This is a genomic window from Mycobacterium sp. 1245852.3, from assembly GCF_001669335.1.
Classification (GTDB): Bacteria; Actinomycetota; Actinomycetes; order Mycobacteriales; family Mycobacteriaceae; genus Mycobacterium; species Mycobacterium europaeum_A.
Window position 1 is genome coordinate 1 of record NZ_LZLL01000581.1, and the last position, 15,724, is coordinate 15,724.

Consider the following 15,724-nt stretch of genomic DNA (forward strand, 5'->3'; position numbering starts at 1 on the left):
GAACTCGACTACCACCTGTATGGAGCGTCGGGCATCCGGCATTTCAAGGGCACGACATCACCGCCGGCGCAGCACGGCTCCCTGACCATCGACGTCGCGGTCTCGGCGGGTGACGGCACCGCGGTCACCCGCAGCTACGTCGCCGGACACGACGACGACACCGTGCGCGCCGTCGACTCGCGCCGCGGCGGACGGGGCATGGAGGTACTGGCCAGCGCGCGATTGCCGGCGCCGATCCGCGCACTCGGCACCGACGACACCAGGATCTACGCCGCCACCGACCACGAACTGGTGACACTCGAGACCGCCAGCTTCACCGGCTTTCCCGACGGGCGAATTCCCGTGCTGCGCACCATCGATTACCGGTCGGGGCTGCCTCCCGACGCGCAGCCGGCGCGCCTGTCGGGCATGGCCGTCGGGCCGCATCGGGTCTACCTGACGTTCGTCGAGGCGCCCTACGTGGTCGGCATCGCCAAACCGCGCCTGTGACGGCCGTGGTTTAGCCCCACGCCCTTGTCGGCTACATTTCGGGCAGGTTCTCCCGAAGGAGGCGCTGCGTGACCCACCCGCAGGACCCGTATTGGCAGAACCCGCTGAGTTACGACCCGCTGGGCCGCGTCCCGCCCCCTGACATTGAGCCGCTTCCGGCGCAGCCGCCGCCGTACGCACCGCAGCCCGCACCCCCCTACCGGCCGCCCGTCAACACCCTGGCCACCCTGTCGCTGGTCTTCGCGTTCCTGTTTGCGCCCGCGGGGGCGATCCTGGGGCACCTCGGGCTGGCGCAGATCCGTCGCTCCGGCGAACTCGGCCGCGACCGTGCGCTGGTGGGCGTGACGCTGTCGTACATCTTCATCCTGTTGGCGGTCGTCGCCCTGGCGGGATGGGCCACGCTGGGCGGCTCGACCTCGTCGCACCGGACATCCCCCGGCTCCAGCACGGCCGCCGGGCCGCCGCCGCCCACCGTGCCGCCGGAGACCATCGCCACCCTGCTGCCCGGGCTCGATGCGCTGCGCAACATCACCGGCGACGCGAATCTAGACGTCGGTCCGACCTGGAACAGCCCCGGTCGCTCCCCGGACGACGGCAGCATCGACCGCCCGGAGTGCTGGGAAAGCATCGCCGCCGGCAGCCCGGACGCCTACACCCCCGGGGTGTTGGCCGGATATCACGCCGGTGAGTTCACCGACACCCGCAGCATGCTGAAGTCCATGCAGGTCATCCAGGGCGTCGCGGCGTTCCGCGATCCGGGCGCGGCCCAGGCACAGCTGGCCACCCTGCTGTCGGGATGGCACAAGTGCGGCGGCTCGACCGTCACCGTCTCCGCTCCCGGCGGGCAGCCGATCCCGATGTCGGTGAGCGCCCCCGCCGACGCCGGCAACGGCATCACCACCCTGGACCTGACCCCCAAGGGCATCCAGGTGCGCTCGGCACGGGCGATCGCGGCCAAGGCCAACGTCGTCATCGACCTGAACGTGTCCGCCAGCGGCACCACGGACAGCGCGCCACCCCGCGCGGCCGCGGTCAGCATCGCCAACTACATCCTCGGCAAGATCCCCGGCTAAGTAGGCTGTCCGCATGAAGTTTGTCGACGTCGAAGGGGTCGGCCGGGTCAGCCGGATCGGCCTGGGCACCTGGCAGTTCGGTTCACGCGAGTGGGGTTACGGCGACAGCTACGCCGCCGGCGCCGCGGGTGACATCGTGCGCCGCGCCCGCGCCCTGGGGGTGACGCTGTTCGACACCGCCGAGGTGTACGGCCTGGGCAAAAGCGAGCGGATCCTGGGCGAGGCGCTAGGCGACGAGCGCGCCGAGGTGGCGGTGGCCAGCAAGATCATGCCGGTCGCGCCCTTCCCCGCGGTGGTCAAGCAACGCGCCCGCGCCAGCGCGCAGCGGCTGGGGCTGGACCGCATCCCGCTCTATCAGATCCACCAGCCCAACCCGGTGTTCCCCGACTCGGTGATCATGCCGGGCATGCGTGACCTGCTCGATGACGGCAAGATCGGCGCCGCCGGCGTCTCGAACTATTCGCTGCAGCGCTGGCAGAAAGCCGACGCCGCGCTGGGCCGCCCGGTGATCAGCAACCAGGTGCACTTCTCGCTCGCCTACCCGAAGGCGCTGAAGAATCTGGTGCCGTTCGCCGAGCGGGAGAACCGCATCGTGATCGCCTACAGCCCGCTGGAACAGGGTCTGCTGGGCGGTAAGTACGGCGTGGACAACCGTCCGGGCGGCGTGCGCGCGGTGAATTCCCGGTTCGGCACAGAAAACCTGCGCCGCATCGAGCCGCTGCTGCAGCTGCTGCGCGATTTCGCAAAGGACGTCGACGCCAAGCCGGCGCAGGTGGCCCTGGCCTGGCTGATCAGCTATCCGGGCGTGGTCGCCATTCCCGGCGCCTCGTCCGTCGAGCAGCTGGAGTTCAACGTCGCGGCGGCCGACATCGAGCTGCCCACCGCATCCCGTGACGCGCTCACCGAGGCGGCCCTGGCCTTCCGGCCCACCTCGGCGGCGCGCTTCGTGACCGACCTGGCCAAGGAGAAGCTCGGCCGCTGAGCTGCCGGCTTACGACTGATTGGCCTCGGCGAACGCCGCGGGGCTGGCTGGCGCGCCGCGCGCCACCACCAGCGGCATCGACGTCGAGGAGTTGGTCCGCAGGATCGTGTGCACCACGTCGATCAGGTCTTCGACGGGCATCAACTTGCCGGGCATGCAACCGCGCGAGGACCACAGCGGGACCGCCTTCATCGCGAGGTCCATGTCCCAGCCTTCGTTCATACCGGTCTGACCGTCGCCCTCGCCGCCCGCGCACTCCCCGACGATCAGGTTGGTGAAGCCGATGTCGGAGTGCTCGGCCCGCCACGCCTCCACCAACCGTTCCAGGGCCGCCTTGCTGACCCCGTACGCGCCCAGGCCCGGCCACGGCGGCCCGAAGGTGCCGGCGTCGGAGGACAAGTAGACCGCCTTGCCGGCCGACGCGGTCAGGTGCGGCACCGCCGCGGCGGTCACCAGCGACGCCCCGATGACGTTGGTGTCGAAGATGCGCCGCCAGGTGTCGGCGTCGGTGTCGACCATGCGGACCAGTGGCCCGACGGCCGGCGTGTAGACCACATTGTCGATGCCGCCGAGCGCATCGGCGGCGCGGTCGATGGCCGAACGGCACGACGCCTGGTCGGTGACGTCGCATTCGATGGCGACGGCGTTCGGGCCGGCGTCCTTGGCCGCGGCCTCGATGCGCTCCCGACGCCGGGCAAGCAGCGCGACCTGATCACCGCGCTGCGCGAGACCGACACCTATGCAACGCCCCAGACCGCTGGAGGCGCCGACCACCACTGTCCTTGACATATTCGCCCTCTCTTGTAACGCAAGACGCTGTCGCCAGAAACCTACCGGATGGCGGGCGCCGCGTGGTGATCACTAGGGCGCTTAGTTCGGAACGACGGTGTTGCGGTCACCCGATTTGGCCCGGTACATGGCCTCGTCCGCGCGCGCGGTGACCGTGTCGACGGACTCGCCCGAACGGGCGAGGGTGGCACCGATGCTCAATGTCGCGCGAATCATGTTGCCGGACAAGTGGATCGGTTCGGCGACCCGGCCGCGAATCTTTTCGGCGATCTGGGCGAGCTCGTCGGTGCTGCGAACGTCGGGCAACAACACCAGTATTTCGTCGCCTCCCGTCCGCCCGACCGTGTCGCCGCGGCGAACGCTCGCCCGGATCCGCGCCGCCAGGGTTGCCAGCACGAAGTCGCCCATGCCGTGTCCCCAGGTGTCGTTGATCGCCTTGAAGTGGTCGACGTCGCAGAACAGGACGCCGACGTGCGTGCCGGCGGGTTGCGGCTGCGCCAGTGCGGATTCGAGCCGGCTGAGCGCCTCGGCCCGGTTCACCAGCCCGGTAAGGGTGTCGAACCGCGCCAATCGTTCCAGCCGCTGCTCGGCCTCGACCTGATCGTCGACGACGCGTAGCGCCGCGATCAGCCCATCGGTTTTGCCCTCGGCGTCGGTGTAGGGCTTTCCGTGGCCGTCGACCCAGTGGTACTCCCCGTCGACCGAAGACACCCGGAACCGTTGCAGAACCTGTGCGCCGCCGGCGATCCTGCGCACGGCGGCAACGAGCTTGTCGCGGTCCTCGGGGTGGATGCGATCGGCGAACGCCGAACCCGTCCAGCGCTGCAGCGGGCCGCCCAGCGCGGCCTGCACGGACGGCGAGACCCACGCGATCTCACCCCCGCGAAAGTGCACGATGATGTCCACCGCGTTGTCGGCGAGAATGCGGTAGCGCGCCTCGGCCTCGGCGCGTTGCGCACTGGCGAGTTCCTTGGCGATCAGCAGCTGCTGCTCTCGCTGGCTGAAGTAGAACGTGACCACGCCGACGATGAAGGTGCTGAACAGGATTGAGAATGTCCACTCGGCGTGCTCGCCCAGACCGAACGCCAAAAACGCCGGTCTCGACAGCGCCACCACAAGAGGAAAACCGGCAAGGATTCCCGCCAGCCGCACCAATGACCGCCGATCGGGACGGGCGAGCAGCCACGCGACCGGAAAACGGTCGGGTCGCGCCAGCGACGTCGCCGCGATGAGCACCAGCAGCGCCGATGCCGTCGAGAGCGCCTGGCCGGTCGAGGGCGAAACACCAACAAGCGCCAGCGCATCGAACAGGTAGGCGCCGACGGTGACGAGCGGAATGGCCCCACTGCCCGCCAGGCACACCGGCCAGAGCGTGCGAGTGCCGCGATCCACTCGGATCAGCGCGACGGCGACGGCCAGCAGCAGCACCGGCGCCGCGGTCTGCGGGCTGGGACGTCCCGGCCACGAGGTTTGCCGACCGCGCACCGCGTCCCCGAACAGCACCTGGTCGACACCGAGCGACCCGATGGGGGTGTACTCGAGCAGGATCACGACGGCCAACACACCCACCATCAGGGCCAGAGCACGTCCGACCCAGATGCGGTTGGGCGACGGGTGGCCGGACTGCGCCAAAATCGCGGCGCCCAACGCCGCCAGCCATAACGCGGTCCACGGCGTCATCGGCGGCCAACTCGGGTAGATCCGCGTCAGCCCGTCAACCCCGGTCGACCAGCCGAGCCAGGTCACGGCGGCAATGACGAGCACCGCCAGCGGGGCCGTCCGGGCCGACCGCTGCAATGCCGATTCCGCAGCCGATTCCGCAGCCGATTCCGCACGCGCGCCGAGGGCGGCCCTGTCCATCGGCTGTCCCTTTCATCCCCGGCAGTGGGTCTGGCGAGGCCGCGGTCGGCGGCATCTGCGCGGCAAAATAGTTGTGCGCAAAAAGTTAACCGATGTCGCCTATTCGGCGCGAGCTATCCGCTCGATCCGCAGAAACGGGGGGATGCAGCCAGGGGAACGCGGCTACGGGTGCCGCGAAAGGCTAGTCCGAGGGCAGGGCCCGCAGCACCACGGCGGTGTGCGCTTCCACGTTGAGCCGGCCACCGCCGGGCACCTCCTCGGCCGGCGTGGTCTCTTCGGGTCCGGTGAACACCACGACCTCCCAGGCGGCGCCGAATTCCTTTGGTGGCAGGGTGAATTCGATCGGCTCGTAGTGGGCGTTGAAGCACAACAGGAACGAGTCGTCCAACACCCGCTGGCCTCGCGCATCGCGGTCGGGGATGCCGTGGCCGTTGAGGAACACCGCAACGGATTTGGCGAAGCTGGCGCCCCAGTCCTCGTCGGTCATCTCGGTGCCCTCGGGGGTGAACCAGGCGATGTCCGGCAAGCCGTCCTGCCCCCGTCGGCCCACCGGCTTTCCGGAGAAGAATCGGCGCCTGCGGAATACCGGATGCTCGGCGCGCAGCGCCGAGACGGTCTTGGTGAATTCCAGCAATCCGGCGTCGGCGTTGTCCCAGTCGATCCAGGTGAGCTCGTTGTCCTGGCAGTAGCCGTTGTTGTTGCCGTTCTGGGTGCGGCCGAGTTCGTCGCCGTGACAGATCATCGGCACGCCCTGGGACAACAGCAGCGTGGTCAGGAAGTTGCGCTGCTGGCGGGCGCGCAGCGCGTTGACCTGCTCGTCGTCGGTGGGGCCCTCCACGCCACAGTTCCAGGACCGGTTGTGGCTTTCGCCGTCGTTGTTGTCCTCGCCGTTGGCCTCGTTGTGCTTTTCGTTGTAAGACACCAGGTCACGCAGCGTGAAGCCGTCGTGGGCGATGACAAAGTTGATCGAGGCCACCGGCCGGCGCGCGGTGTGCTCGTAGAGATCCGCCGATCCGGACAGCCGGTAGGCGAACTCGTCGAGGGTGGCGGGCTCGCCGCGCCAGAAGTCGCGGACGGTGTCGCGGTACTTGCCGTTCCACTCGGTCCACTGCGGCGGGAAGTTGCCCACCTGATAGCCGCCCGGCCCGACGTCCCACGGCTCGGCGATCAGCTTGACCTGGCTGACGGTCGGATCCTGTTGCACGAGTTCGAAAAACGTCGCCAGGCGGTCGACGTCGTAGAACTCGCGGGCCAGCGTCGAGGCCAGGTCGAAGCGGAACCCGTCGACATGCATCTCGGTGACCCAGTAGCGCAGCGAGTCCATGATCAGCTGCAGCGCATGCGGATGCCCGACATTGAGGCTGTTGCCGGTGCCGGTGTAGTCCATGTAGTACTGCTTGTCGTCGTCGACCAGCCGGTAGTACGCGGCGTTGTCGATGCCCCGCATCGACAACGTTGGGCCCAGATGGTTGCCCTCGGCCGTGTGGTTGTAGACCACGTCAAGGATGACCTCGATCCCGGCCTCGTGCAGCGAGCGCACCATGGCCTTGAACTCCTGGACCTGCCCGCCGGGCGTGGTGGAGCTGGAGTACTTGAAGTCGGGCGCGAAGAAGCCGATCGTGTTGTAACCCCAATAGTTGGACAGCCCCTTGTCGACCAGGGTCGAGTCGTTGGCGAAGTGGTGCACCGGCATCAATTCGATGGCCGTGACACCGAGTTCCTTGAGGTGCTCGATGATCACCGGGTGCGCCACCGCGGCATAGGTGCCGCGCAGCGGTTCCGGGATGTCGGGGTGGGTCTGGGTGAGCCCCTTGACGTGCGCCTCATAGATCACCGTGTCGGCGTATTGGTGATCCGGTGGACGGTCGTTGCCCCAGTCGAAGTAGGGGTTGATCACCACCGACTTGGGCATGCTTTCCGCCGAGTCGTCGTCGTTGCGGCTGTCGGGGTCACCGAAGTTGTAGCTGAACAGCGACTGGTTCCACTCGAAGGAGCCGTCGATGGCCTTCGAGTACGGGTCGACCAGCAGCTTGTTCGGGTTGCAGCGCAGCCCCGCCTGCGGGTCGTACGGACCGTAGACGCGGTAGCCGTAGCGCTGGCCCGGTTCGATGTTGGGGATGTAGGCGTGCCAGATGAAGCCGTCGATCTCGGGCAGGGTGACGCGGCTCTCGACGCCCTCGGCGTCGAACAGGCACAGCTCTACCCGCTCGGCCACCTCGCTGAATACGGCGAAATTGGTGCCCGCGCCGTCGTAGGTCGCGCCCAGCGGGTAGGCCCGGCCCGGCCACACCTCTCCGGTGGGCGTGGGAGCGAGGGCGTCTGCGGTGGTCATGGCGCTTTCAATACCCTGCCGTCATGGCCGTCAAACCGTGGGTCACGCCTCGCGTTGCCGGAACTGAGCGGAAAGCATTGTGGCATAGGTGATCACGGCTTGAGTATGACCTTGACCGCACCGTCCTGCTTCTTCTGGAAGATGTCGTAGGCGTGCGGGGCCTGGTCCAACGGCAGCACGTGGGTGGCGAAGGTGTCGACGCCGAGCGGGTCGTCATCGGTCAGCAGCGGCATGATGTCGTCGACCCACCGCTTGACGTTGGCCTGCCCCATCCGCAGCGTCACCTGCTTGTCGAACAGGGTGAGCATCGGTAGCGGGTCGGCGGTCCCGCCGTACACGCCGCTGAGCGAGATCGTTCCGCCGCGCCGCACGATGTCGATGGCCGAGTACAGGGCGTTGAGCCGATCCACCCCGGCGGTCTGCATCAGCCGCTTGCCCAACGCATCCGGCAACACGCCGGTCACCTGCTGCGCCAGTTTGGCGGCCGGCGAGCCGTGGGCCTCCATGCCCACCGCGTCGATCACCGAGTCGGTTCCCCGGCCGTCGGTCAGGTCGCGGATCGCGTCACCGATTGAGGAGTCGAGCCGCCCCAGATCGATGGTGTGGATGCCGCGTTTGGCGGCGCGGCCCAGCCGTTCGGGCACCAGGTCGACGGCGATGACGCGGTAGCCCAGGTGGTCGGCGATGCGGGCGGCCATGTCACCGATGGGACCCAGCCCGAGCACCGTCACCGAGCCACCGTCCGGAATGTCGGCGTAGGCGACCGCCTGCCATGCGGTGGGCAACACGTCCGATAGGTAGACGAACCGCGAATCCGGCGGGCCCACAGGAACTTTGATGTGAGTGAACTGCGCCTGAGGCACGCGTAACAGCTCGGCTTGGCCGCCCGGGATTTCACCGTAGAGCTCCGAATAGCCGAACAGCGCCGCCCCCATGCCCTGGTCGCGCACCTGCGTCGTCTCGCACTGGGTGTAGAGCTGCTGGCCGCACATGTGGCAACTGCCGCAGGAGATTTGGAACGGGATGACGACCCGGTCCCCCACCCGCAGGTCGCCCGTTTGCGCGCCGACCTCCCGCACGATGCCCATCGCTTCGTGCCCGAGGATGTCGCCGGGGTTCATGAACGCTCCGAGGATCTCGTAGAGGTGCAGGTCGGAGCCGCAGATGTTGGTCGAGGTGACTTCCACAATGGCATCCGTCGGTTGCTCGATCTTCGGGTCGGGCACCGAATCCACCCGCACGTCGCGCTTGCCCTGCCAGGTAACAGCCTTCATACGGCTGGCACATACCCGTCTTGCACTCGTCGAAACCGCGCCGCGGCTGGGGGCTCATCCGGCGCGGGCAGCGCTCGACGGCGAGCCGGCGGGCAATGATCGCGGCCGGCCGCGTTTCAGCCAGGCGGCCACGGCGCAGTGCCCGCGAATGATCAAACCAAAGATCTTGGGCGCCAGCAGTTTTGATCGTCGTGCCGAACTGCCCCGAGACTCGTGGTCAGTGGCGGTGGCCCTTGAGCGGGTGCTCGCTGTCTATCAGCGCCGCCGCGATGTCGATGAGCCTGATGTTGGATTTCTGCGAGACCCGGGTGAGCAGTTCGAACGCTTCGACGGCGTCGAGGTTGAAGCGCTCCATGACCACGCCCTTGGCCTGGCCGATGATGTCGCGGGACGCCAGGGCGCTGCGAAATTGGTCCTGCCGGCGCATCATCGACCACGCCAGCGCGATGTGCGTTGCGAACACCGCCCCGACCTCCACGGCGTCCTCGCTGAAGGCCTGCGGGCGCTCGGCATAGAAGTTGAGCGCTGCCATGCTGGTGCCGTCGATGAACAATTCGTACGACAGGATCGAGCGGATCGGCGTCCGCTCGAGCGCCAACCGGCGATAGCGCAACCAGCGCTGTTCGGCGTTCAGGTCGGCGATGTGCATGATGTGGTGCTCCCAGGCGGCCGCCAGACACGGCCCTTCGCCGGCGCTGTTCTGGATCGCGTCGAGCACCATCGGGTAACGATGCGTGGCGACCACGCTGCTGACCGACTTGTTCTCCTCGGCCAGGGTGATACCGGCGTACTGGGAGCCGGTGACGTGGTCGACCCCGCTGTCGATGAGCTCGTGCAACCCGGAAGCGGTATCGCTTTGTTCGCGCTGCAGATTCGCCACCAGCTCTACGAGCTGAGCGACGATCGTGGCATTGCCTTCCCGCATAAGTTCACCCCCGGAGCCGCCTGGCCCGCAGAGCCCCTTCTCGCCTTCATGGCGCCATCCATACGCGTGCGAATGCAAACGCCCAACGAGAAGTCTATGGGCCATCCAACGAAGCGCAAGGCCGCTTAACGACCCGGTCCGAGGGATACCGGCCCGTCACCCGGGCTACCCGCAGAGCCCGAACCCTTCCGTAGCCAACCCTGACGTCAGAAACCCTTCCCAGCCAACGTCTTTCGCGGCCACCGGATACCGAGACGGGACGGGGCTCACGACCCGTCTCGGATGCACGCCTACACTCGGGACGGTGACCTCCATTGTGATCGCGGGAAGCGGCTTCACCGGATTCACCTGCGCCCGTCGCCTGGCCCGCATTATGCGCCGACGACGCGTCCCCGTCGACATCACGATGATCTCCCCGGTCGACTACATGCTGTACACGCCGCTGTTGCCCGACGTCGCCGGCGGGGTCGTCGATGCCCGCTTTGTCGCTGTCCCCCTGGCCAATTCGCTCAAGGGGGTGCGCGCGGTGCGTGGCCGCGTGGACGCGGTGGATTTCACCCAGCGCACGCTGACCTATTGCGATCCCGAAGAGCGCAGCCATTCGATGTCCTGGGACCGGCTGGTGCTGACGCCGGGGTCGGTGACCCGGCTGTTCGATGTGCCGGGGCTGGCAAGGCACGCGCGCGGGTTGAAGACCACCGCCGAGGCCCTGTACCTGCGCGACCACTTCGTCGAACAACTGGAGCTGGCCAACATCGAGGACGATCCTCGAGCGGCCGCCGCCCGGCGCACGGTCGTGGTGGTGGGCGCGTCGTATTCGGGGACCGAACTGGTCGCACAGCTGCGGGCGCTGGCCGACGCGGCGGCCAAACAGATGGGCTTCAACCGCGCCGAGGTGCGGTTCCTGCTGCTGGACCTGGCCGACCAGGTGATGCCGGAGGTGGGAAAGCGGCTGGGTGACGCCGCGCTCAAGGTGTTGCGCAAGCGCGGAATCGACGTCCGGCTCGGCATCACCCTCAAGGAGGCGCACGCCGATCACGTTGTGCTCAGCGATGATTCGCGTATCGACACGCGCACCATCGCCTGGGTGACGGGGGTGACCGGCGCACCGCTGATCCAGGACCTGGGGCTGCCGACCGAAAGGGGCCGGCTCAAGGTGCAGGCCGACCTGCAGGTGCCGGATCACCCCGAGGTGTTCGCGGCCGGTGACGCGGCCGCGGTACCCGATCTGACCCAGCCGGGGAAGATCACCCCGCCGACCGCCCAGCACGCGACCCGGCAGGGCAAAGCGCTGGCCCGAAACGTCGCCGCCAGCCTCGGCTATGGCAGCAGTAAGGAATACAAACACCGCAACCTCGGCCTGGTGGTCGACCTCGGGCCGCGCTATGCGGTGGCCAATCCGCTCAACATCCACCTGTCCGGGCTGCCCGCGAAAGCCGTCACCAGGTCCTACCACCTGTATGCGATTCCCCGCGGCGTCAACCGGTGGGCGGTGTCGCTGGCCTACCTGACCGACGCGCTGTTCACCCGTTCGGTTGTGTCGATCGGGTTGACCTCCGAGGACGACGCGCAGTTCACGGCCAGCGAAGGCATCCCGATGCCGAAGACGAGCTGAGCCGACCGCGTCTCGGGGTTCAGCCCTCGGCCGACTGTTGGGCCATCGCGTAGGCGAGCTGAAGAAAGTCCGCGCCCGCCAGCGCGCTGAACACGCCCGCGACCAGCCGGGTGAACCGCGGCGCGAACACCAGGCCGATGGCAAACCCGGTGGCCACCCACATGTCCAGGCAGAACGGGCAGGTCAACAACTCTCCCAGGCTGTGCCGGAGCGGGCTTTGCTCGCGGACCTCTTCCTGGACTTCGGCCGGGCCGCCGGTGCCCGCGTAGCGGGTGAACGGCGCGCGCAGCGGGCTCGTCACGGCGTCCTTGGTCAGGGTTCGCGACAGCTTGTGGGTGCCCAGGGTGAGAATGAGCAGGTCCTGGAGCCGCCACCGGGTGGGCAACGTGCGACCGGTGGCCAGCGCCGCCAGCACCGCGGCGACCACCACCGTGCTATAGACGGCCATGACGGCCAGGTAGCCCCCCAGCGGCCGGTCGTTGTCGCCCCGGTAGGCGTCCGCTTCTTGGCGTGCGCCATCGACGACCTGGGCACCGGTTTCCGTCAACTCAGCCATCGCTTCTCCTAGAACGCATAGCGGGACGGGTACCCGGCCTCGGCCGCTGCAATCGGCGACGGCTCAGACGGTGTCCGGCTCGGAGCGCTTCGCCGTTTTCGCGGCCTCTCGCAATGTGCGGTTGGTGGACCGCAGATCGGTATTGGCCGCCGACAACGTGGCATTGTGGTCCTCGAGATCGAGGATGCGCGCGACGCCGGCCAGGTTGACCCCGGAATCGACCAGCGCTGTGATGCGCTTGATCCTGGCCAGATCATCGGCGCTGTACCGGCGGGTGCCGCCTTGGCTGCGCGACGGCGCGATCAGGCCGTAGCGTTCGTAAAGCCGCAGCGTCTGCACCGCAGTCCCGGACAATTCGGCGGCCACCGAGATGCCATACACCCCATGGTCGGACGCCGGAGCATCCGCGTTACCGCGGTAGTCGACCATCGCGCCTCCCCTTTACCTTCCCGCTTAGAAAATCTGTTTAGCATACTTGCGTCTTTCTGTCGACAGTGCTATATAAAATCTATGTCATTAGACATAGGAAATTGCCGACCCACAGCCTAGATTGGAGTGAGAGGTGACCACCATGCTGATGCGTTCAGACCCGTTCCGTGAGCTCGACCGCTTCGCCCACCAGGTCCTCGGTACCGCCGCCCGTCCGGCGGTGATGCCGATGGATGCATGGCGCGAAGGCGAGAACTTCGTCGTCGAGTTCGACCTGCCCGGCATCGACGCCGACTCGCTGGACATCGACATCGAGCGCAATGTGGTGACGGTGCGCGCCGAACGACCGGCCGTCGACCCCAACCGCGAGATGCTGGCCACCGAGCGGCCGCGCGGCGTGTTCAGCCGCCAGCTGGTACTCGGCGAAAACCTCGATACCGACAAGATCGAGGCGTCCTATTCCGAAGGCGTTCTGCGCCTGCACATCCCGGTGGCCGAGAAGGCCAAGCCGCGCAAGATCACGGTCGGCCGCGGCGACGGCCACAAGGCGATCAACGACAAGGCCTCGGAACGCGAGGTCATCAACGCCTGACCGACGGCGGGCCGGGCGGCGGCCGTACCCACACCGGCATGCGGCCGCCGCACCCCCGGCTCCTGGCGACCGGATACACGATGAAATGGGAACTCGACGGCCAAACCGCCAACGTTGAAGAGGCGTTGGGCGGCGGCGCCGCGCAACCGGCGGGGTGGTTTCGGTTCTACTTCACCGACCAGCGCTGGGAATGGTCCGAGCAAGTGCAACGCATGCACGGCTACGAGCCCGGCAGCATCACCCCGACCACCGAACTGGTGCTGTCCCACAAGCATCCCGAGGACCGCGGCAACGTCGCGGCCACCATCGATCAAATCGTCCACACCCGCCAGGCGTTCAGCACGCGCCACCGGATCGTCGATACCCGGGGAAAGGTGCACCACGTCGTCGTCGTCGGAGACCGGCTCTTCGACGACGACGGTGACGTGATCGGAACGCACGGGTTCTACATCGAGGTCTCCGCGCCCTACGAACAGGCGCGCGAGGACGCCATGAGCGCGAAAGTCGCTGAGATCAGCGAGAATCGGGCCGGCATCGAGCAAGCCAAAGGCATGCTGATGCTGATCTACGGCATCAGCGACAGCGCGGCTTTCGAGTTGCTCAAGTGGTTGTCGCAGGAAGCCAACGTCAAGCTGCGACCGCTTGCCGAGCAGATCGCCCACGACTTCCGCAACGCCGGCCTGCCGCTGAACACCCAGTCGGAATTCGACCATCTGCTGTTGACCGCGCACGAACGCGTCCAAAGTAACCGCCAATAGCGGTTGCAGCCAAGGCTTTTCGGTGCTCAGTGGTCGAGCACCGGGGCGACCCAGTGCACCCGGGTACCGCCCCCGGGCCCACCGGTGATCGCACAGCTGCCGCCGAGTTGCTCGGCGCGCCGCTTCATGTTGGCCAGGCCGCTGTATCGGGTGTTGCCGGCCGGTATGCCGCATCCGTCGTCGATGACGTTGAGGATGAACATGTCCGCGACGCTGATCTCGACGGTCAGCCGCGACGCTCCCGAATGACGAAGGGCGTTGCTGACGGCTTCGGTGGTGACCGCTTCGGCGTGATCGGCCAGCTCGGCGCTTACGGCGCTCATCGGCCCGTCGATGCGCAGGGTCGTGAGGACATCACGGTTTCCCGTCAGGTCGGCCACCACCCGCTGGATGCGCTGCCGGAAATCACCACTGGCGGCCACAGGGGATTTGAGCGCGAAGATCGTGGTGCGGATTTCCTCGATGATGGTCTGCAGATCGTCGAGCGTGCGGTTGAGCCGGTCGGCCACCTCCGGCGAACGCGCCCGGGCCAGGGTGCCCTGCAAATTCATCCCGGCCGCGAAGAGCCGTTGGATGACGTGGTCGTGCAGGTCGTGCGCGATGCGTTCCCGCTCGGCCAGAATGCTCAACCGCCGGGCGTCCTCGCGCGCCGACGCCAGCACCAGCGCGATCGCGGCGTGGGTGGCGAAGTCACTGACCAGATCCAGATAGCTCTCGTTGAACGGCGGCTGCTCGGCGCCGCGGGCGACGGCGATCACCCCGACGACCTCGTCGCGGGCGCGCAGCGGCATCAGGATCGCCGGACGCTGCCCGACGTCGGTGAAGGACTGGATCGGGTAGCGCAGCTCCTCGGTGATCAACGGTTCCCCGGACCGGAACACCGCGCCGCTGGTGGAGCCGTGCACCGGAACCCGCTGCCCGAGCACCTCCGAGGCGTGCAACCCCACCGCGGCGGACACCACCAGCGTGTCGACCTCGTCATCGGACGCGTCGGCGTCGGCCGGCACCAGGACAATCGCCTGTTCGGCCTCGGTCAGCAGACGCGCGCGTTCGGCGATCAGTTGCAGGGGGCGCCGATGCGGTTCGGGACGCGCCAGCAGCGCGGTGGTGATCTCGCGGCTCGCCTCCATCCACTTCACCGACGTCCGCTCGCGTTCGAAGAGCTGTGCGTTGTCGATGGCGACGGCGGCCCCGAACGCCAACGCCCGCGCGGCAACCTCGTCGGAGTCGGAGAAACCCCGCGCCGGATCGACGTGGGTGAGATACAGGTTGCCGAATACGGTGTCGCGGATAGTGATCGGGACCGCGAGGAAGGCGCGCATCCGCGGATGGTGTTCGGGAAAGCCGACGGCGGCGTGGTGCGTGGTCAGATCGTCCATCCGCAGCGCGGGCGTATCCAGCAGCGACAAACTCAACAGGCCCTTGCCGACCGGCAGGTGCCCGATGCGCCGGACCGTCTCGACGTCCATGCCCTCGTGGACGAACGAGATCAGGTTGCCCTCGCGATCGCGGATCGCCAGCGCGCCATAGGGGGCGGAGGTCAATTCCCTTGCCGCGCTGATGATCCGGTGCAACGTGGCGTCCAGATCGAGACCCGCGCCGATCTCGACGATGACCCGCAGCAGCTGCTCCATCTGATCACGCGAGGCCAGCAGCTCGTCGAGCTGGGCGTGCATCTGGCTGACCAGCTCGCGCTGCCCGAGCCCGGCTAAGGCCGAGCCCTTCTCGCCGCCGCTCACCCCGACCAGTCCGGCGCACTCGACGGTGGGCCGGACCGCTGATTCAGTTTCGACGCGAACACCGCCGCCTGGGTGCGGCGCTCCATGCCGAGCTTGGCCAATAACCGGGATACGTAGTTCTTCACCGTCTTCTCCGCGAGGAACATGCGCGCGGCGATCTGTCTGTTGGTCAGTCCCTCGCTGAGCAGTCCGAGCAGCGTGCGTTCTTGCTCGGTCAATCCGGACAGCGGGTCCTTGCGCGCGGTCGTGCCGCGCAGCTTGGACATCAGCGCGGCCGCGGCGCGGTTGTCGAGCAGCGATTTGCCGGCGCC

The 15,724-nt window shown here is 67.7% G+C and carries 14 protein-coding genes and 1 pseudogene; 6 read left to right on the forward strand and 9 right to left on the reverse strand.

The annotated features are described in order from the left end of the window. The 3 genes and pseudogenes from A9W96_RS32370 to A9W96_RS27045 all read left to right on the forward strand — a co-directional run. Positions 1-489 (forward strand): annotated as a pseudogene (locus A9W96_RS32370) (hypothetical protein); the annotation flags it as partial. Between the two features lie 68 nt (positions 490-557). Continuing rightward, entirely contained in the window at positions 558-1,562 is a 1,005-nt protein-coding gene (locus A9W96_RS27040; RefSeq protein ID WP_067144371.1) for a sensor domain-containing protein, read from the forward strand. A gap of 13 nt (positions 1,563-1,575) precedes the next feature. Next, positions 1,576-2,544, forward strand: a complete 969-nt coding sequence (locus tag A9W96_RS27045) for an aldo/keto reductase (protein ID WP_067144372.1) — start codon at positions 1,576-1,578, stop codon at positions 2,542-2,544. A 9-nt stretch (positions 2,545-2,553) separates the two neighbouring features. On the opposite strand, the gene A9W96_RS27050 is transcribed toward A9W96_RS27045, so the two are convergent. From A9W96_RS27050 to A9W96_RS27070, 5 genes are all read right to left on the reverse strand, one after another. Beyond that, positions 2,554-3,321 (reverse strand): SDR family oxidoreductase, encoded by a 768-nt coding sequence (locus A9W96_RS27050; protein WP_082972651.1) that lies wholly within the window; start codon positions 3,319-3,321, stop codon positions 2,554-2,556. A gap of 93 nt (positions 3,322-3,414) precedes the next feature. Further along, positions 3,415-5,193, reverse strand: coding sequence for a sensor domain-containing diguanylate cyclase (locus A9W96_RS27055; RefSeq protein ID WP_067144374.1), 1,779 nt, complete (start codon positions 5,191-5,193; stop codon positions 3,415-3,417). A 181-nt stretch (positions 5,194-5,374) separates the two neighbouring features. After that, a complete protein-coding gene (glgX, locus tag A9W96_RS27060; RefSeq protein ID WP_067144375.1) occupies positions 5,375-7,525 on the reverse strand; it encodes a glycogen debranching protein GlgX in 2,151 nt (716 codons plus the stop codon). Between the two features lie 92 nt (positions 7,526-7,617). Next, positions 7,618-8,799 carry a zinc-dependent alcohol dehydrogenase gene (locus A9W96_RS27065; RefSeq protein WP_067144376.1) on the reverse strand — a complete coding sequence of 394 codons (1,182 nt, stop codon included), beginning with the start codon at positions 8,797-8,799 and terminating at the stop codon, positions 7,618-7,620. A gap of 217 nt (positions 8,800-9,016) precedes the next feature. Beyond that, complete coding sequence (locus tag A9W96_RS27070; protein ID WP_066871038.1) at positions 9,017-9,724, reverse strand: GAF and ANTAR domain-containing protein; 708 nt, start codon at positions 9,722-9,724, stop codon at positions 9,017-9,019. 304 nt (positions 9,725-10,028) lie between these two features. On the opposite strand from A9W96_RS27070, the gene A9W96_RS27075 reads away from it, so the two are divergent. Beyond that, positions 10,029-11,339 (forward strand): NAD(P)/FAD-dependent oxidoreductase, encoded by a 1,311-nt coding sequence (locus tag A9W96_RS27075; RefSeq protein WP_067144377.1) that lies wholly within the window; start codon positions 10,029-10,031, stop codon positions 11,337-11,339. A 19-nt stretch (positions 11,340-11,358) separates the two neighbouring features. Here A9W96_RS27075 and A9W96_RS27080 read toward each other — a convergent pair whose 3' ends face one another. Together A9W96_RS27080 and A9W96_RS27085 are read right to left on the reverse strand one after the other, a co-directional pair. After that, positions 11,359-11,895, reverse strand: a complete 537-nt coding sequence (locus A9W96_RS27080; protein ID WP_066871044.1) for a DUF1360 domain-containing protein — start codon at positions 11,893-11,895, stop codon at positions 11,359-11,361. Positions 11,896-11,958: 63 nt separating this feature from the next. Next, positions 11,959-12,324, reverse strand: a complete 366-nt coding sequence (locus A9W96_RS27085) for a helix-turn-helix transcriptional regulator (RefSeq protein WP_066871047.1) — start codon at positions 12,322-12,324, stop codon at positions 11,959-11,961. Positions 12,325-12,466: 142 nt separating this feature from the next. On the opposite strand from A9W96_RS27085, the gene A9W96_RS27090 reads away from it, so the two are divergent. Next, positions 12,467-12,916 carry an Hsp20/alpha crystallin family protein gene (locus A9W96_RS27090; protein WP_066871189.1) on the forward strand — a complete coding sequence of 150 codons (450 nt, stop codon included), beginning with the start codon at positions 12,467-12,469 and terminating at the stop codon, positions 12,914-12,916. An 80-nt stretch (positions 12,917-12,996) separates the two neighbouring features. Continuing rightward, complete coding sequence (locus A9W96_RS27095; protein WP_066876926.1) at positions 12,997-13,674, forward strand: PAS and ANTAR domain-containing protein; 678 nt, start codon at positions 12,997-12,999, stop codon at positions 13,672-13,674. A 26-nt stretch (positions 13,675-13,700) separates the two neighbouring features. On the opposite strand, the gene A9W96_RS27100 is transcribed toward A9W96_RS27095, so the two are convergent. Then, positions 13,701-15,350, reverse strand: a complete 1,650-nt coding sequence (locus A9W96_RS27100) for a GAF domain-containing sensor histidine kinase (protein ID WP_067144378.1) — start codon at positions 15,348-15,350, stop codon at positions 13,701-13,703. Positions 15,351-15,409: 59 nt separating this feature from the next. Then, the coding region (locus tag A9W96_RS27105) for a response regulator transcription factor (protein ID WP_197499670.1) at positions 15,410-15,724 on the reverse strand (315 nt) is incomplete at its 5' end.